This is a genomic window from Faecalicoccus pleomorphus DSM 20574 (assembly GCF_000420345.1).
In the GTDB taxonomy this organism is placed as follows: Bacteria; Bacillota_I; Bacilli_A; order Erysipelotrichales; family Erysipelotrichaceae; genus Faecalicoccus; species Faecalicoccus pleomorphus.
Genome location: NZ_ATUT01000004.1, coordinates 25,404 through 40,715, shown reverse-complemented (window position 1 = coordinate 40,715; position 15,312 = coordinate 25,404). Strand labels below are relative to the sequence as shown.

Here is a 15,312-nt window from a genome sequence, read left to right as displayed (position 1 = left end):
TAGAGGAGAGCATATGAACCTGAATGGACAGTCCAGTAAAAACAAAGGAACGATTTTGAATGGGAAGCCACTCTATGGGTATGACAATGCCAAAAAGATGCGTTATCAAAGCCATGTATTTAAGCATCGGACAACCGTTCAAAAATGGCGAAAGGATTCTCGAATGTCTGATAAAAACAAGCTGATCATGGTTTTGGCCATGGTAGTGATGATCTGCATTTTGAGTTTTCTGATCGTGTTCGTATTTGGAAATGGATAGAGAGGAGCTATTATGTTTATATTGATACCGATTTTGATCATTGTTGGCATTTGTATATTTTATACAGTGCGTATTGTGCCGCAGACCGAAGAGTATGTTATTGAATTTTTAGGAAGATACAAGACGACATGGAGTGCAGGTATTCATTTCTTGATTCCATTCTTTGAAAGAGTTGCCTGTAAAGCCACTTCAAAGGAGCAATGTGCGGATTTTGAACCACAGTCCGTTATCACAAAGGATAATGTTTCTATCTATGTAGATACGGTTGTTTATTTCAAAATCTTTGATTCAAAGCTTTTTGCCTATGGAGCAGCCAATCCTTTATTCGCCCTGGAAAATTTAGCGGCTACTACGCTTCGTAACTTGATTGGGGATATGACCTTGGATGAAGCTTTGACATCCCGTGATACGATCAATGTGAAGTTAAAAGACATCTTGGATGAAGCTACCGATCCATGGGGTATCAATGTCAGCCGTGTAGAATTAAAAAACATTGATCCGCCAACAGAGATTAAAAATGCCATGGAAAAGCAGATGAAGGCAGAACGAGAAAAACGTGAGAAGATCTTACAGGCAGAAGCTTTCCAGGAATCGGAAATCAAAAAAGCCGATGGAGAAGCCCAGGCTATGATCAAACGTGCTCAGGCCAAACGTGATGCGGACATTGCGATTGCCCAAGGTAAGGCCAAAGCTATCGAATTGACATACAATGCGGAATCGGAAGGTCTGAAACGGTTAAAAGAAGCTAATGTAGATGCACGCGTCGTTCAGTTGAAATCATTTGATGCCTTACAAAAAGTAGCAGATGGCAAGGCGACAAAGATCATTGTTCCAACATCGGTTGCCGAGAGCACGACAAGGCAATCTATCTTTGCGGAGATGTTAAAGACACCGATCGAAGAGAATCCAACAAAGTAGAGACCCCTTTTAAAATTGAGAAAAGAAAAGCGAGTAGAGTTTGTATACCTGATGAAATAAAAGGTAAAAAACTCTGCTTTTTTTGATGTTTAGACGATGAAGATTCAAATTATGTACAGAGCGTTTTTATACGATAACTAAAACTTTGAGATTGTTTTCTGTAACAAAATAATAACTTCTAGTTGACTTTTGCATACGGGGGCGCTATTTATGTGACTTATATTAAATATGGGTCATAAAGTTATTTTTTTTGTACAAAAAAAGCAAACTTGAAAAAATTAGGAGATGTGAAAATGAAAAAAATAACTAAGAGTGCATTATCCGGTCTTGTCGCAGTGACAATGATCCCTGCAGTCGCAGCACCTTTGGTGGCCAATGCAGAAGGAACGCAGCCAGCTGCAGAAGAAAAACAAATCCTGCAGCAGATTGAGTTCGTATTGGCTGATGGTACAGTGGTTCAAACAACGACTGTAAATCTGACAACAGGAGCTCATCAGTTTTCTGAACTGACTTTGCCACAGGGATATGAATTGGTTAGTGATGGCTCATTTACTGTTGTGAGCTCTGCTGACATTATTCCGGTTACAGTCCGGGCTAAAGAAGCTGTAGAAGAAACTGCTACTGTTATTGCCAGTGTACAATTTATTGATGCAGACGGAAACTATGCAGGTGGTGGAAATTATTTCTTACCTGCCGGTGTACAGAATTTATCCATTTTGAGTCAGTATGTACCAGAAGGCTATACGTTGGCTGAAGCCGGTGATTTCTATGTGGAAGCCGGTGGGGTTTATCAGGCAAAAGTTAATAAAGCTGTTGAAGAAGTAGAGAATGTAATCACAAATGTACAGTTTGTGGATGCGGCCGGAAATGCGGTAGGCGGCGGTGATTATTTCTTACCTGCCGGTGTACAGAATTTATCTGTATTGAATGAATATGTACCGGAAGGTTATAAATTAGCCGAAGCCGGTGATTTCTATGTAGTAGCCGGTGGATCATATCAGGCTAAAGTTGTAAAAGCTGCAAGTACAATCATCCACGTGACTTATAAGAGCACAGGTGGAAAAGCCCTGGGTGGCGGAGACTACTTTGTAGATGAAGATGGTGACGGAATTGCCAACTATTCTGAACTGCAGTTGCCGGAAGGATACAATTTGACAGAAACCGGTGATTTCTTTGTGGATGCAAATAAAGACTATGAAATCACATTGAAGAAAGAAGTAGAAGGAACGATCATCAATGTTACATTCGTTGATGAAGAAGGAAACAACTTAGGTGGCGGAGACTATTTCGTTGACTTAGATGATGATGGAATTGCCAACTATTCCGAATTACAGTTGCCGGAAGGCTATGAATTGATTCAAACCGGAGATTTCTTTGTGGATGCCAATAACCCATATACTATTACTTTACATAAAGTTCAGACTCATGAAGTAGAACAAGATACAGCCACATTGGTTGTCAAATATGTAAAAGAAGGTACAAATGAAGTTGTTGGCGAAGATGAGGCCTATACAGCTGACGGTGTAAAAGGCGAAGTGCATACTTTCACTGTTGACTTGAAAGCGCCTAAGGGTTATGAATTGGTTGAGGATGAAGATTCATTATCTTTAGATGTTGAATACGGTCAGAACGCTGAAGTCTTCGTTAAAGTAAAAGCTGTTGAAGACAAAAACGAAGGTAAAGAAGACGAAGAAAAGACAAATGCAAAGGAAGATTCCAAGAAAGAAGATAAGGGCGTTGATACAGGTGTTGCGATGCCATTAGCCGGAATCTTTGGAACAATGAGTGTTGCATTAGGTGGAATGATCGCATTACTTCGTCGTAAAAACAGAAAATAATTTTTACTCATTAAATGACTAAAAATTAAAATCAGTATAAAAAGCGTATTTATTAAGAATGCGCTTTTTATTATGGGCTGCCATGTAAAGCCTATGGTGCATATGTCTTTACTTTGTATGTTGTTCTTTGTATCTTATAAACATGAGTATTCAAATATTTACCGGCCTGATCTGGGGCTATGACAGCAAGGAGCAGTTTTTAAAAGATATGTCTGATTTTTATAAGGCATGTCATACGCAAGGTGAAGATGGATTCACAAAACGTGCCAATGAATTTGTAGAAGGGATGAAAAAGAAAAAACGTTATGAGTATTAAACGATTACAAAGTTTGGCTATGCAGTATGAATCCGAAGAAGAATTTTTGAAAGCTATGAGCAAGATTTACGATTTAGCCAAAGAAGACAATTTAAATATGCAAACACTGGTGGATGCGACAAACGGTAAGATTTACGGAAAACAAAACGATTAAAGTTTACTGTTTTTATTGCATGTATCCTGGATTGCAGTATAATCATTTTATAGCAGAGTAAAAATATGTGCGTTAAGTGTTTCAGACACGGGGAGTTGGTCTGAAAACGAAAAGAGTTCTTGCGATACATATTTTGCATCCCGCTGTTGTAATGGACAAACTATGCCTCTTTTTCCATTGCACGATGGGAAAGGAGGTATTTTTATATGAATCAATACTTTGTTATGTTTAAAGAAAATGCGAAATCTTTAAAAGATGTACGTGTTTTGGTTGGCGTGAGCTTATTTTGCGCTCTGAATGTGATCCTCAATATGTTTTCTATTCAATTAACACCGATGTTGAAGATCTCTTTTGGAAGTATTGCCGTCGCAGCCAGTTGTTATTTTTATGGGCCTTATCCCAATATGATTGCTGCATTTGTATTAGATACGATCAATTACATGCTTCGTCCGGTAGGGCCTTATCAGCCATGGTTTATGATCAGTGCGGTCGTGATTGCGGTGCTGTATTCTCTATTTTTCTATAAGCAGGAAAAAATAGGGATCATACGTTGTGCATTGGCGCGTTTATCTGTCATACTGATCGTCAATCTTGTCTTAAACTCATTATGGCTTTCTATGATGTATGGCAATGCTTTCTGGGTGCTTGTCAGTGAACGTATCTTAAAAAATGTGCTTATGTTTCCTATCGAGGCATTTGTGTTGTATTTGACAATGAAATTGTGCCTTCGCATTAAAGATCAGGTGAAAATGTAACCTGATTTTTATTTTTTAGCACTTTTTACTTTACAGTGCTAAAAATCGTGCTATAATATTAGCAGAGTTAGAAATAGAGTGCTAACTCGATAGAATATTCATTACGTTTAATGCGGAGGTGATATGTATGAAATTCTATCCAGGATATAGAGCATTTGATTTGTTTGATGACTTGTTTAATGATAATTATGCATCCAAGACACCGGCTAATTTATTGAAGACAGATATTACCGAAAAGAATGGATATTATGAATTGAATATGGAAGTGCCGGGCATCAATAAAAAAGACATTCAGTTAGAGTTAAAAGATGGTTATTTGAAAGTAACCGCAACAAGAAACTCTAATAATGAAGAAAAAGACGATCAGGGACGCATCGTTCGTCAGGAGCGTTTCAGCGGTTCTTGTTCACGTAGTTTCTATGTCGGAGATAATGTCAGACAACAGGATATCAAGGCCAGCTTTGAAAATGGTGAATTAAAGATCACGGTTCCTACACAAGCTAAAAAAGAAGAGGAAGAAACAAAGTATATCCCAATTCTTTAATCAAGTTCCCGCAATGGGAACTTTTTTATTTCTTTTTTGTAGCTTTGGTGGTAAAATGAATACACATCAAATGGTGCGTTGGAGAAATGGTTAACTCACAGCCCTCTCAAGGCTGCATTTACGGGTTCGAACCCCGTACGCACTACCAATAGTCAATAAAGTGCTTTATGTAAGGCACTTTTTTTATGTGTTAGAAGTGATAATGCGTAATTTGTGCGTAACTTTTTTAATTTTTTTTGCTCCTAAAATTTCATCTCCATCAACATCTAATAAGTGCCCGTATCTGTCCAAAGTTGTAGATATAAAAGTATGTCTGTCCATAATCATAAGTGGTAGCATAAAGAAGATTGTTTTGTTTACATACTTTTCATTACTGTATATAATGTGACTAGGTTAGGAAGTTCATTGTGCTAACCGAGATGATTGCTATTTGGTCATTCTATTAGGCCATTCATTAAGAAAAGAGGGAAGTGCTAGTTCCCTCTTTTCGTTTTACCACCATCAAACAGTCGATCCAGCATCTTTTTATAAGATGTAGTAAAGACTGTACTAATAAAGTGATGATTGTATTTATTAATTTTTCCATTTGGCCATTCACCTCCTTCGGCCATAGGCTAAGGAATTGATGATGGTCTTTTTATTTTATATGATTTGTTAATTTGAAATGTTGCTTAAATACAGTATTGCCATGAAATAGGAACGAAAACTTTTATACATACCTTTATAGAAGATAAAGTGTTAGAAAAATTAAAGAATAAAATCACGAAGACTTTTCAACTTGTTTATAAAAATGTTGAAACCAGTGAAAATCAACAAAAAACATTTGTGATAGAGATATAGATAGTAGTGGAAAAAAGTTATTTTATCCGTTTTCTTTTTATGCAATGAAAGAAATAGTTTAAAAAGAAATATTGTCAAAAATGATAAATTTTAGGATGGATTTTTTCATTTTACAATTGATAAAAACTTCACAACGTTTTACGTGCATTGTAGGACACTTTGTTTTATACTAGACACGAAAGAGGTTGTGAAAAATGATAATTAATGAACTAGAAGGAAAAGTAAAAGGAAAAGGAATCCGTATTGTATTTACAGAAGGATGGGATCCACGTGTACAAAGAGCTGTCATTGATTTGCAGGCTAACGATGTTGTACATCCGATTTTGTTAGGTTCTCCGGAACAAATTCAGAAATGTTCTGAAGAAAATGGACTGGATGTTTCAAACATCGAACAAATCGATCCATTAAACTATGATGGTATTGAAGAAATGGCTGTAAAAATGGTTGAACTTCGTCGTGGTAAAATGGATCTGGAACAGTGCCGTAAGGCATTACAGTCTTCCAACTATTTTGGAACTATGTTAGTGCAGATGGGAATTGCCGATGGTTTGTTAGGAGGTGCGACTTACTCTACAGCCGATACGATTCGTCCGGCATTGCAGCTTGTCAAAACAGCACCGGGCCAGCCATTAGTAAGTTCTTGTTTCTTATTGGTCAAAGGCTCTGAACAATACATCATGGGAGATTGTTCTATCAATATTAATCCTACACCGGATGAATTGGTTGAAATCACTGTACAGACAGCCCATACAGCTCGTCAGTTTGGTATCGAACCTAAAGTAGCCTTGTTGTCTTACTCCAGCATGGGCAGTGCCAAGGGTGAATGTGTTGCCAAGATGGCGGAAGCGGCTACACGTTTAAAACGTATGCCAATCGATTTTGAAGTAGATGGGGAAATGCAGTTTGACTGTGCCGTAGCACCGGAAGTTGCTGCTTTAAAGGCTCCGAATTCAAAGGTTGCCGGACATGCCAATACGTTTATCTTCCCAAATCTTTCCAGTGGAAACATTGGGTATAAGATTGCCGCTCGTTTAGGTGGATGGCAGGCCATTGGACCGGTATTACAGGGATTGAATGCACCGATCAATGACTTATCTCGTGGATGTACTTCACAGGAAATCTATAAAATGGCTATCGTTACCGCTGCTCAAAAAGCATTAGGTATCTAGTTAACCTCGAATTTGACTGTTGGTTCTTTTGGACTGACAGTTTTTTTGTTATACTGTGAATTATGAAAACAGTAGAAAAATTTCCTTATGATGTAGATTTTGGTGCCATTATGGATTATGTGGATGATCGTTTTATGCTGGTGATCAAAGATGAATCCTGGAGTGATGAAGAGATTGCGCTTTTACAAAAAGGCGCAAAGCTTCATTTTTGTTACACGATGGATATTGCCATATTCATTTTTGAGGGTGGGGATATCGACAGCAGTGATTTTTATTTTAATGTACAGGATTGCGATGCCAAAGATTCGCTTTTGAATCAAGAAATCTTAGATGTGGAACTTCTTTTGGTCAATGCCGCTAACGAGGTATGCTTTAAGAAAAGGAAGACCTTGGCCAAAGAACAGAGTGAAAAGATCTTGGATCGACTGCATCACCAAAATACTGTGACATTTATGCCGGATGAATTTGCTGTCAATGTGCAGGGACTGCAGGATGCCTATGAACCATTTGAGCTGGAAAAGTATGCGGTAGTCAGCCTGCCGTTTTAGGAGGAGAGAACATGAAAGCAATTATTACCGTGATCGGAAAAGATAAAGTTGGCATTTTGGCAATGATCGCCAACGAATGTGCCAAAGCCAACATCAATGTGTTGGATGTGAGTCAAACGATCGTAGATGGCTTTTTCACAATGACCATGAGCGTAGATTTAGAAAACATGGAAACTTCTTTGTCTTCTTTTAGTGATCATATGGATCAGTTAGGGAAAGAAAAAGATCTTGTGATCCGTGTTATGCATCAGGATATCTTTGATTCCATGCATAAAATCTAGGAGGGACTATGCAGACAAAAGAAATACTAGAAACGATAAAAATGATCGATGAAGAATATTTGGATATTCGTACCATTACCATGGGAATTTCTTTGTTGGATTGTATGGATACCGATATTGATAAAAGCTGTGAAAAAATTAAAAAGAAAATTTGCTCCAAAGCCAAAGATCTTGTCAAGGTGGGCAATGAGTTTGGGAAGGAATATGGGATTCCGGTCGTTAATAAACGAATCAGTGTGACGCCTATATCGATGTTGGTGGCAGTATCTGGTGGAGATCCGGTCAAATACGCACTGACACTGGAAGAATGTGCACAGGAACTGGGTGTTGATTTTATCGGAGGTTTCAGTGCCTTAGTACAAAAGGGCTATGCCAGTGGGGATAAAGAGTTGATCGAGGCCATTCCTGAAGCTTTGGCGAAAACACAGCACGTTTGTGCCAGTGTCAATGTCGGGTCGACAAAGGCCGGCATCAATATGGATGCCGTAAAACAGATGGGGCGTATCATTAAAGAATGCGCACAATTGACCAAAGATGATCATTGTTTGGGCGCTGCCAAGCTTGTTGTTTTTTGTAATGCTGTGGAAGATAATCCTTTTATGGCTGGTGCTTTTCATGGTGTAGGCGAAGCCGATTGTGTCATCAATGTCGGTGTCAGCGGGCCGGGCGTGGTACGTGCGGTTCTTGCCAAAGCCGATAAAACTTTGCCTATGGATAAGATTGCTGATTTGATCAAACGTACAGCCTTTAAGATTACTCGTATGGGACAGCTTGTAGGTACGGTAGCTTCAGAAAAGCTCGGTGTTCCTTTTGGTATTGTGGATCTATCTTTGGCACCAACACCGGCAATTGGCGACAGTGTAGCGTATATATTGGAAGAAATGGGTTTAGAAACCTGCGGAGCTTATGGAACCACCGCATGTCTTGCGATGTTGAATGATGCGGTCAAAAAAGGCGGCGTCATGGCCACTTCTAATGTCGGTGGTTTATCAGGTGCTTTTATTCCCGTCAGCGAAGATGCCGGCATGATTCATGCGGCTAAAACCGGTGTTTTATCGTTAGAAAAATTGGAAGCCATGACAGCTGTGTGCAGCGTCGGTTTGGATATGATCGTTGTTCCCGGTGATACTTCAGCTTCGATTATCAGCGGTGTGATTGCGGATGAAGCGGCCATCGGTATGGTCAATTCAAAAACAACAGCGGTTCGTATTATTCCGGCTATTGGAAAAGAGGTCGGGGAAGAGTTAGATTTTGGCGGGCTTTTGGGCTCCGGTCCGGTTATGCCGATTCGTCAGACCCAAAACGATGTCATGATCAATCGTGGGGGTCGTATTCCGGCACCGTTACAGTCTTTGAAAAATTAAATGTAAGTCGTTTTCAGAAAATGCTTTCAAAAATTTTCAACTTTTTGTTGCAAAAAAGGATTTCGTGTGTATAATTATGTCCATAAAGACAAAGAAGAGAAGGAGTACAGATGGTTTTCTTTACAGAGAGCGAATGGCTGGTGAAAATTCGCAGGAAGAAATCTGGAACGTGTCTTGGAGTCGCATTGTCGAAAGTGTGAGGCAATGATCGTGTATTCGCGTTAAGAATGAGGTGTCATCCGTATGGCGGATGGAATTAAGGTGGTACCGCGAGTTAATCGTCCTTTGTAAGAAGGGCGATTTTTTTTATAGAAAGGAAGATGCGAATGAGTAAAGAAGACCGACGACGATGCGATAGATTCGCATCTAAAAACAAGTAAACAAAAAAAGAAAAATTAGAAGAGAGAAAGATGAGGAGAAAACATATGAGTAAATTATTAAAAATGGGATTAGCAGCTGCTATGGCTGCCACAATGGTTGGATGTTCAAGCAGTGAACCGGCTACAGAAGACAAAGATACAAAAACGATCACAATTGGTATTTCACCGGATTATGAACCTTATGAAAGTCTGAATACAGATAATGAGATGGTAGGGTTTGATATCGACATGGTTGACTGGTTTGAAAACTACCTGAATGAAAATGAAGAAACTTCTTATAAGTTCGAGTTTAAACAGATGGACTTCGATAACATCGTTACACAGATTCAGGGTGATCAGATCGATTTGGGAATTTCTGGATTCACTTACGATGAAGACAGAAAAGTAGAATGGAGCGAACCATATCTTGGTTCTGCACAGGTAGCCGTTGTACCGGCTGGTTCTGATATTACTTCCATCGATCAGCTGGCCGGAAAATCAATTGCGGCACAAACCGGGGCAACCGGAGAACAGGCTGCCAAAGATGCCGGTGGAGAAGTAACAGGTTTGAAAAACGTACAGGATATCATGAATGCCTTGAGTGCTAATCAGTATGATGCGGCCGTTATCGACTCCGGTGTTGCCAAGAGCTATGCCGAAAGTGGAAACTTTACTGTATTAGATGGTGTCTTGATGGATGAAAAGAACTACATCATTGCCAAAGAAGGCAATACAGATATGATCGATTTGATCAATAAATGCATCGAAGCATTCATCGCCAGTGATGATTATGCCAAGATGTGTGAAGAATACGGTCTTACGGCAGTAGAATAAATGAAAGAAGAGGGATAGTATGTTTTCAGCCTTTGAGCAAGTATTTACACTTGAGACGGCGCTATACTTTGCGAAAGGAGCGTTAGTATCATTAGGGATGGCCATACTATCCCTATTTATTGGTTTGATACTCGGTGTTTTAGGAGCCAGTGCCAAACGTTCTAAATATATCGTATTGCGTGCGATCGGTAACTTTTATGTAGAAGTGATTCGAGGAACACCAATGTTGTTACAGATCTTGATCATCTTCTCGGTGATTCCTTCGATCTATACCGCCATTACCGGCGAAGTATTGCGAATCAATGTGTATTTAATTGGTATCATTGCCATGAGCATTAACTCCGGTGCATATTCAACGGAGCTGATTCGAAGTGGGATCAACGGTGTGGATAAAGGACAATGGGAAGCCTGTGAAACTTTAGGATTAAGCTCATGGCAGACCATGCGGTTTGTCGTATTGCCGCAAGCCTTTAAGTTGATCGTTCCACCGATCATCAGTGAGTTTGTCACTTTGATTAAAGACAGCTCTCTGACAAGTACCATTGGTGCTATTGAATTGTTAAAGAGCGCCCAGATCGTAGGTGCTGAATACTATGAAGTTATGTCGCCTTATTTTTTAGCGGCAATCTTCTATTTGGTGATGACAATCAGTATTTCTTATATTGGAAAACGAGTAGAAAAGAGGTTGGCTGTCAGTGATTAAAGTAGAACATATTCGAAAGAATTTCGGACAACTGCATGCACTTAAAGATGTATCGCTGGAAGTCAATCAGGGCGAAATCGTTTCTTTGATTGGTCCTTCCGGTTCCGGTAAGAGTACATTGTTAAGGTGCATTCATGGTCTTGAAAAAGTAGATCAGGGGAAAATTTATATGAATGGGGAGTTGATGGATCCCAAGGATGAAAAGAAATATCGTCAACAGCGCAATAAGATGGGTTTTGTGTTCCAGCACTTTAATTTGTTTCCAAATATGACGGTACTGGAAAACTGTAATTTGGCACAGATTCAAGTATTGAACCGTTCTAAGGAAGAAGCGGAAAAAACATCCTTGACGTATTTGGAAAGAGTTGGACTGGCCGACAAGAAAGATGCCTATCCCAACAATCTTTCCGGAGGACAAAAACAGCGTGTGGCGATTGCCCGTGCTTTATGTATGAATCCGGAAATGATGTTGTTTGATGAACCAACCAGTGCTCTAGATCCTGAGATGATCAAGGAAGTGCTGGAAGTTATGAAAGATTTAGGAAAACAAGGAATGACGATGATCGTGGTCACACACGAAATGGGCTTTGCCCGCAAAGTGGGAAGTCGTGTTGTATTCTTAGATCATGGCGAGATCGTGGAAGATTCACCGAGTGAAGAGTTTTTCTCCAATCCACAATCGGATCGTGCTAAAGATTTTCTAAGTAAGGTATTCTACGAATGAAATTAGCTGATTTTAAAGTTGAACAATGGATGAATGAGAATGAAGGACAAGCTAGGTACAATTTGACGGACACTTGTGCTTCTTCTTTTTCTATGGAGCAACTCTTGCAAATGGTGAAGACAGATTTATCCAAACTGGTTCTGGATTATGGAGAAATTCAGGGAAGTTTGGCATTTCGGCAACAGATTTTATCTTTATATAAAACCGGAAGTGAAGAAAATATCACCACCACCAACGGTTGTCTGGAAGCCAATGTGCTTGTGATGGAAACCCTATTAGAGCCACAGGATCATGTGATTGCCTGTGTTCCGGGATATCAGCAGTTTGTCAGTTATCCCCAGTCTTTAGGGTGTACAGTTTCTACGATTCAACTTCTTCCGGAAAGCTTATGGCAGCCTAATCTGCAGGATTTTTTGGATGCGATCCAGGAGCATACAAAATTGATCGTTTTAAATAATCCGAATAATCCAACCGGTACACAATATGATCTTCCTTTTTTAGAAGAATTGATCAAGGTTTGTGATCAAAGAGGAATCTATATTTTATGCGATGAAGTTTATCGGGATCCAAATCGTTTGCCAAGCATCAGTGATCTGTATCAAAGGGGAATCAGTACATCTTCTTTAAGCAAGATGTATGGTCTTGCGGGACTTCGTTTAGGATGGATCAAAGCCAATTCAAACCTCATCACTAAGATCAACAGTCGAAGAGATTATACGATGATCTCAACGGGCCCTTTATTAGATGCCTTAGGTACAGCGGCTTTAGAAAACAAAGAATCGATCCTGCAGAGAACAAATGCGATCCTGGATCAAAATCGGTCCTTCCTAAAAGAATGGTTAAAGGATCTAGATCTATTTGATTGTGTGATTCCCGAAAACGGAACCGTATGTTTTTTAGAAATCAAAGGGATGAAAGACAGCGTGAAAACAGCGCAATATTTATTAAAGGAGCACGGCATCTTTTTTGTGCCCGGCGCTTGTTTTGATCAGGAAGGCTTTATGCGTTTAGGTCTGGGGCAAGATCCAGATCAATTTAAAGAAGGCTTGATCCGCCTTTTTGATATCTTGAAATCTAAAAAAGGCTTATGATACACTGTAGGCGTTAAGGGGCTGATGAAATGAAAAAATTGGGGATGATCCTGGTAGCGGTGACATTGCTTAGCGGGTGTGCCAGATTAAGTGATTTTAATACGGATAATAGCCGTACACAAAAAGAACAGAAAGAAGATCAGACGCCGGCCACAATGACATGTACCAGTGATAAAAACGATACGTTAACGTTTGAGGCAAAAGGAGATCAGATTCAAAATATGACACAGGTATTTACGATGTCTTTTGCGGATCTGGGAATACGAGAGGATCTGGATGCACAAAGTATTCAAGATAAGATCAATCAGTCGCTACAGTCTTTATATGACCTGAAAGGTGTTGAGGCAACCGGAAAGATAGTAGAAGATCATGTAGAGATCACATTGCGTGTAAATTATGAAATTGCCAATGACAAAGAACTTGTAGAAGCCGGTCTTTTACAGGAAGGAGAAAGGGATAGCGAGCATATCTCGTTAAAACAGACTCGTAAAAGTCAGGAAGCTTCTGGTTATACATGTACAGTAGAGTAAAGCGGCTTGACCGCTTTTTTTCATTAGGGAGGTGAGATCATGCGCTATTATATTGCGGACTGTCATTTTTTTCATCGTGCATTAAATGAACATATGGATCAAAGAGGTTTTGAATCGGTGGAGGCGATGAACGCTTATATGATCGAGCAGTGGAATGCGAAAGTGCGAAAGAATGATGAAGTTGTCATATTAGGTGATTTCAGTTGGGGAAAGGCCGATGAAACCCAGGAAGTTTTGAAGCAGCTTCATGGACGTCTGTACTTGATCAAGGGAAACCATGACCACTTTCTAAACGATAAGGACTTTGATGCCTCCCGCTTTTTATGGATCAAAGACTATGCGGAATTGAATGAAAATAAACGAAAGGTCGTTCTTTGTCATTATCCGATTGCCTGTTACAATGGACAATATAGAAAAGATGAAAGCGGCAATCCCAAAACGTTTATGCTGCATGGGCATATTCATAAAACGCAGGATCAAATGTACCTGGATGCGTATCAAAACTTTGTCCAAAAGCAGATGCATCGCAGTATTGCGGGGAGTATGGAACACGTATCATGTCAATTTATCAATTGTTTCTGCATGTATTCTGATTATCAGCCTATGACATTGGATGAATGGATCGCAATCGATCAACAGCGAAGAAAGAACGAGCAAGCTTTGGAAATGAAATAATTAAAGGAGAGAACGTATGAAGAATACAGTGACTTTAGTGGCAACTGATCTAGATGGAACTTTTTTGAACAGTCAAAAGGAAGTATCCGATCTTAATCGTAAGGCCATCAGCGCTTTAAAACATCAGGGAATCTTATTCGGTATCGCTTCCGGACGTCCGGTAGAAACTGTGCATGCGATGCTTGAACAATGGAAGATTGCGGACAGTGTCAGCTTTATCATGGGGATGAATGGCGGTGTGATCTATGATATACGTCGTCGTACCAAAGAAGAATATCATTTATTGGATGGAGAGATCATACTGGATATCATACATTTTTATCAGGATATGGATGTCATTTTTCATGTGTTGGTTGGGGATATTCGCTATACCAGTAAATCCACTCCGGAAACAAGAGCGCATGCGAAGTTGTTTGGTGAAACCGAAATTGAAATCGATCTGGAAAGTTTCTTGAAGGATCGAACAGTGAACAAGCTGATCATTTATTGTGATCCAGAATATATGCCACAAGTTTTAGAGCGCTCTAAAAAGTTTAAACGAGAAGACTGTGTTGGTTTTAATACGGCCAATAACTTGTTTGAATATTGTGATCCGGCTATCAATAAAGGGTATGGAATTCAAAAGCTGTGCAAGCACTTTGGGGTGAATCTGGAAAACTGTGTGGCCTTTGGCGATGAAGCCAATGATATTCAGATGTTAGAGAAGGTAGGCATGGGTGTCTGCATGAAAAATGGATCGGATGGTGCCAAAGCGGCTGCCAATGTGGTCAGTGAATATACAAATGATGAAAGTGCATTAGGACGTTTTTTGTTTGAGCATGTACTGGAAACAGAATAAAGATCTTGTGATGAGATCTTTTTCTTTATTTTTGGATACAGGGAAAGTGAGAGGAAAAAAGATGCCTATTGAATACAAGGATACAAAGGAATTTAGCGCATCGCAGCTGCAAAGACTGTTTTTATCTGTAAACTGGGAGTCGGGCAATTATCCGGAAAAGCTGGAAAAAGCAATGCGAAACTCGACACATGTGATTTCAGCCTGGGATCAAGATCGACTGGTCGGACTGGTACGTGCTTTAGATGATGGTCAAACCGTTGCGTTTCTTCATTATCTTTTAGTCGATCCCGAATATCAGGGAATGCATATTGCGGACCAGATGATGAAACAGATTTTAAGCTTTTTTGATGAGCTGCTCTATATAAAAGTGATTTCTTCCGATCCATCCACAAAAATCTTTTACACACGCTATGGTTTTTTTGAGTATGTGAATTATTCAGCTATGGTGCGTAAACAATTTTAAGGAAAGTATGGAAAAAGGCCGATTTTTTCGGGGAAAGAACATTTTTTAAAATTTGTCAAGAAAATGTGTTAATATAGAATTGACAGTTTGCATTCTATAAGCTAATATA

Annotated in this window: 19 protein-coding genes, 1 tRNA gene, 1 riboswitch and 1 other annotated feature; all 20 genes read left to right on the top strand. The window is 39.5% G+C overall.

The window, feature by feature from the left end; all coding sequences use genetic code 11:
• Positions 1–13: 13 nt before the first annotated feature.
• The 20 genes from G413_RS0103220 (at position 14) to G413_RS0103120 (ending at position 15,203) form a co-directional block, all read left to right on the top strand.
• Complete coding sequence (locus G413_RS0103220) at positions 14–259, top strand: hypothetical protein (protein ID WP_022789502.1); 246 nt, start codon at positions 14–16, stop codon at positions 257–259.
• A gap of 12 nt (positions 260–271) precedes the next feature.
• Entirely contained in the window at positions 272–1,177 is a 906-nt protein-coding gene (locus tag G413_RS0103215; RefSeq protein WP_022789501.1) for an SPFH domain-containing protein, read from the top strand.
• 293 nt (positions 1,178–1,470) lie between these two features.
• Positions 1,471–3,015, top strand: coding sequence for a hypothetical protein (locus G413_RS0103210; protein WP_022789500.1), 1,545 nt, complete (start codon positions 1,471–1,473; stop codon positions 3,013–3,015).
• Positions 3,016–3,157: 142 nt separating this feature from the next.
• On the top strand, positions 3,158–3,331 hold the full coding sequence (locus G413_RS12055) for a hypothetical protein (RefSeq protein ID WP_022789499.1): 174 nt from the start codon (positions 3,158–3,160) through the stop codon (positions 3,329–3,331).
• The gene (locus G413_RS12050) at positions 3,321–3,485 is read left to right on the top strand and encodes a hypothetical protein (protein WP_022789498.1); all 165 of its coding nucleotides are present in this window, start codon (positions 3,321–3,323) and stop codon (positions 3,483–3,485) included. Before G413_RS12055 ends, G413_RS12050 begins: the two co-directional genes overlap by 11 nt.
• A gap of 51 nt (positions 3,486–3,536) precedes the next feature.
• A riboswitch (THF riboswitch) is annotated at positions 3,537–3,633 on the top strand.
• A gap of 58 nt (positions 3,634–3,691) precedes the next feature.
• Positions 3,692–4,240: a folate family ECF transporter S component gene (locus G413_RS0103195; RefSeq protein WP_022789497.1), complete on the top strand. Its 549-nt coding sequence runs from the start codon at positions 3,692–3,694 to the stop codon at positions 4,238–4,240.
• A 127-nt stretch (positions 4,241–4,367) separates the two neighbouring features.
• Positions 4,368–4,784, top strand: coding sequence for an Hsp20/alpha crystallin family protein (locus tag G413_RS0103190; RefSeq protein WP_022789496.1), 417 nt, complete (start codon positions 4,368–4,370; stop codon positions 4,782–4,784).
• Positions 4,785–4,856: 72 nt separating this feature from the next.
• Positions 4,857–4,932: transfer RNA gene (locus tag G413_RS0103185), tRNA-Glu, on the top strand.
• 886 nt (positions 4,933–5,818) lie between these two features.
• Positions 5,819–6,793, top strand: a complete 975-nt coding sequence (pta, locus tag G413_RS0103175; RefSeq protein ID WP_022789494.1) for a phosphate acetyltransferase — start codon at positions 5,819–5,821, stop codon at positions 6,791–6,793.
• A gap of 62 nt (positions 6,794–6,855) precedes the next feature.
• Positions 6,856–7,341 (top strand): hypothetical protein, encoded by a 486-nt coding sequence (locus G413_RS0103170; protein ID WP_022789493.1) that lies wholly within the window; start codon positions 6,856–6,858, stop codon positions 7,339–7,341.
• A gap of 11 nt (positions 7,342–7,352) precedes the next feature.
• On the top strand, positions 7,353–7,622 hold the full coding sequence (locus G413_RS0103165) for an ACT domain-containing protein (RefSeq protein ID WP_022789492.1): 270 nt from the start codon (positions 7,353–7,355) through the stop codon (positions 7,620–7,622).
• Between the two features lie 8 nt (positions 7,623–7,630).
• Positions 7,631–8,986 (top strand): PFL family protein, encoded by a 1,356-nt coding sequence (locus G413_RS0103160; protein WP_022789491.1) that lies wholly within the window; start codon positions 7,631–7,633, stop codon positions 8,984–8,986.
• Between the two features lie 82 nt (positions 8,987–9,068).
• Positions 9,069–9,275 (top strand) — a binding site (T-box leader).
• Between the two features lie 136 nt (positions 9,276–9,411).
• Positions 9,412–10,179, top strand: coding sequence for a substrate-binding periplasmic protein (locus tag G413_RS0103155; RefSeq protein ID WP_022789490.1), 768 nt, complete (start codon positions 9,412–9,414; stop codon positions 10,177–10,179).
• A 19-nt stretch (positions 10,180–10,198) separates the two neighbouring features.
• Positions 10,199–10,882 carry an amino acid ABC transporter permease gene (locus G413_RS0103150; protein ID WP_022789489.1) on the top strand — a complete coding sequence of 228 codons (684 nt, stop codon included), beginning with the start codon at positions 10,199–10,201 and terminating at the stop codon, positions 10,880–10,882.
• Entirely contained in the window at positions 10,875–11,606 is a 732-nt protein-coding gene (locus G413_RS0103145; RefSeq protein WP_022789488.1) for an amino acid ABC transporter ATP-binding protein, read from the top strand. Before G413_RS0103150 ends, G413_RS0103145 begins: the two co-directional genes overlap by 8 nt.
• The gene (locus tag G413_RS0103140; RefSeq protein WP_022789487.1) at positions 11,603–12,697 is read left to right on the top strand and encodes an aminotransferase class I/II-fold pyridoxal phosphate-dependent enzyme; all 1,095 of its coding nucleotides are present in this window, start codon (positions 11,603–11,605) and stop codon (positions 12,695–12,697) included. The genes G413_RS0103145 and G413_RS0103140 overlap by 4 nt, the downstream gene beginning before the upstream one ends.
• A gap of 29 nt (positions 12,698–12,726) precedes the next feature.
• On the top strand, positions 12,727–13,227 hold the full coding sequence (locus tag G413_RS0103135) for a DUF1307 domain-containing protein (RefSeq protein ID WP_022789486.1): 501 nt from the start codon (positions 12,727–12,729) through the stop codon (positions 13,225–13,227).
• 39 nt (positions 13,228–13,266) lie between these two features.
• Positions 13,267–13,902: a metallophosphoesterase family protein gene (locus G413_RS0103130; RefSeq protein ID WP_022789485.1), complete on the top strand. Its 636-nt coding sequence runs from the start codon at positions 13,267–13,269 to the stop codon at positions 13,900–13,902.
• Positions 13,903–13,918: 16 nt separating this feature from the next.
• Entirely contained in the window at positions 13,919–14,740 is an 822-nt protein-coding gene (locus G413_RS0103125; RefSeq protein WP_022789484.1) for a Cof-type HAD-IIB family hydrolase, read from the top strand.
• A gap of 61 nt (positions 14,741–14,801) precedes the next feature.
• The gene (locus tag G413_RS0103120; protein ID WP_027969020.1) at positions 14,802–15,203 is read left to right on the top strand and encodes a GNAT family N-acetyltransferase; all 402 of its coding nucleotides are present in this window, start codon (positions 14,802–14,804) and stop codon (positions 15,201–15,203) included.
• Positions 15,204–15,312: the final 109 nt, after the last annotated feature.

Excerpts from the sequence above, each read along its gene's own strand:
- G413_RS0103130 (WP_022789485.1), top strand. The coding sequence starts at position 13,267 with ATGCGCTATTATATTGCGGACTGTCATTTTTTTCATCGTGCATTAAAT.
- G413_RS0103195 (WP_022789497.1), top strand. The coding sequence starts at position 3,692 with ATGAATCAATACTTTGTTATGTTTAAAGAAAATGCGAAATCTTTAAAA.
- G413_RS0103140 (WP_022789487.1), top strand. The coding sequence starts at position 11,603 with ATGAAATTAGCTGATTTTAAAGTTGAACAATGGATGAATGAGAATGAA.
- G413_RS12055 (WP_022789499.1), top strand. The coding sequence starts at position 3,158 with ATGAGTATTCAAATATTTACCGGCCTGATCTGGGGCTATGACAGCAAG.
- G413_RS0103125 (WP_022789484.1), top strand. The coding sequence starts at position 13,919 with ATGAAGAATACAGTGACTTTAGTGGCAACTGATCTAGATGGAACTTTT.
- G413_RS0103150 (WP_022789489.1), top strand. The coding sequence starts at position 10,199 with ATGTTTTCAGCCTTTGAGCAAGTATTTACACTTGAGACGGCGCTATAC.
- pta (WP_022789494.1), top strand. The coding sequence starts at position 5,819 with ATGATAATTAATGAACTAGAAGGAAAAGTAAAAGGAAAAGGAATCCGT.
- G413_RS0103190 (WP_022789496.1), top strand. The coding sequence starts at position 4,368 with ATGAAATTCTATCCAGGATATAGAGCATTTGATTTGTTTGATGACTTG.
- G413_RS0103210 (WP_022789500.1), top strand. The coding sequence starts at position 1,471 with ATGAAAAAAATAACTAAGAGTGCATTATCCGGTCTTGTCGCAGTGACA.
- G413_RS0103160 (WP_022789491.1), top strand. The coding sequence starts at position 7,631 with ATGCAGACAAAAGAAATACTAGAAACGATAAAAATGATCGATGAAGAA.
- G413_RS0103170 (WP_022789493.1), top strand. The coding sequence starts at position 6,856 with ATGAAAACAGTAGAAAAATTTCCTTATGATGTAGATTTTGGTGCCATT.
- G413_RS0103135 (WP_022789486.1), top strand. The coding sequence starts at position 12,727 with ATGAAAAAATTGGGGATGATCCTGGTAGCGGTGACATTGCTTAGCGGG.
- G413_RS0103215 (WP_022789501.1), top strand. The coding sequence starts at position 272 with ATGTTTATATTGATACCGATTTTGATCATTGTTGGCATTTGTATATTT.
- G413_RS12050 (WP_022789498.1), top strand. The coding sequence starts at position 3,321 with ATGAGTATTAAACGATTACAAAGTTTGGCTATGCAGTATGAATCCGAA.
- G413_RS0103165 (WP_022789492.1), top strand. The coding sequence starts at position 7,353 with ATGAAAGCAATTATTACCGTGATCGGAAAAGATAAAGTTGGCATTTTG.
- G413_RS0103120 (WP_027969020.1), top strand. The coding sequence starts at position 14,802 with ATGCCTATTGAATACAAGGATACAAAGGAATTTAGCGCATCGCAGCTG.
- G413_RS0103155 (WP_022789490.1), top strand. The coding sequence starts at position 9,412 with ATGAGTAAATTATTAAAAATGGGATTAGCAGCTGCTATGGCTGCCACA.
- G413_RS0103220 (WP_022789502.1), top strand. The coding sequence starts at position 14 with ATGAACCTGAATGGACAGTCCAGTAAAAACAAAGGAACGATTTTGAAT.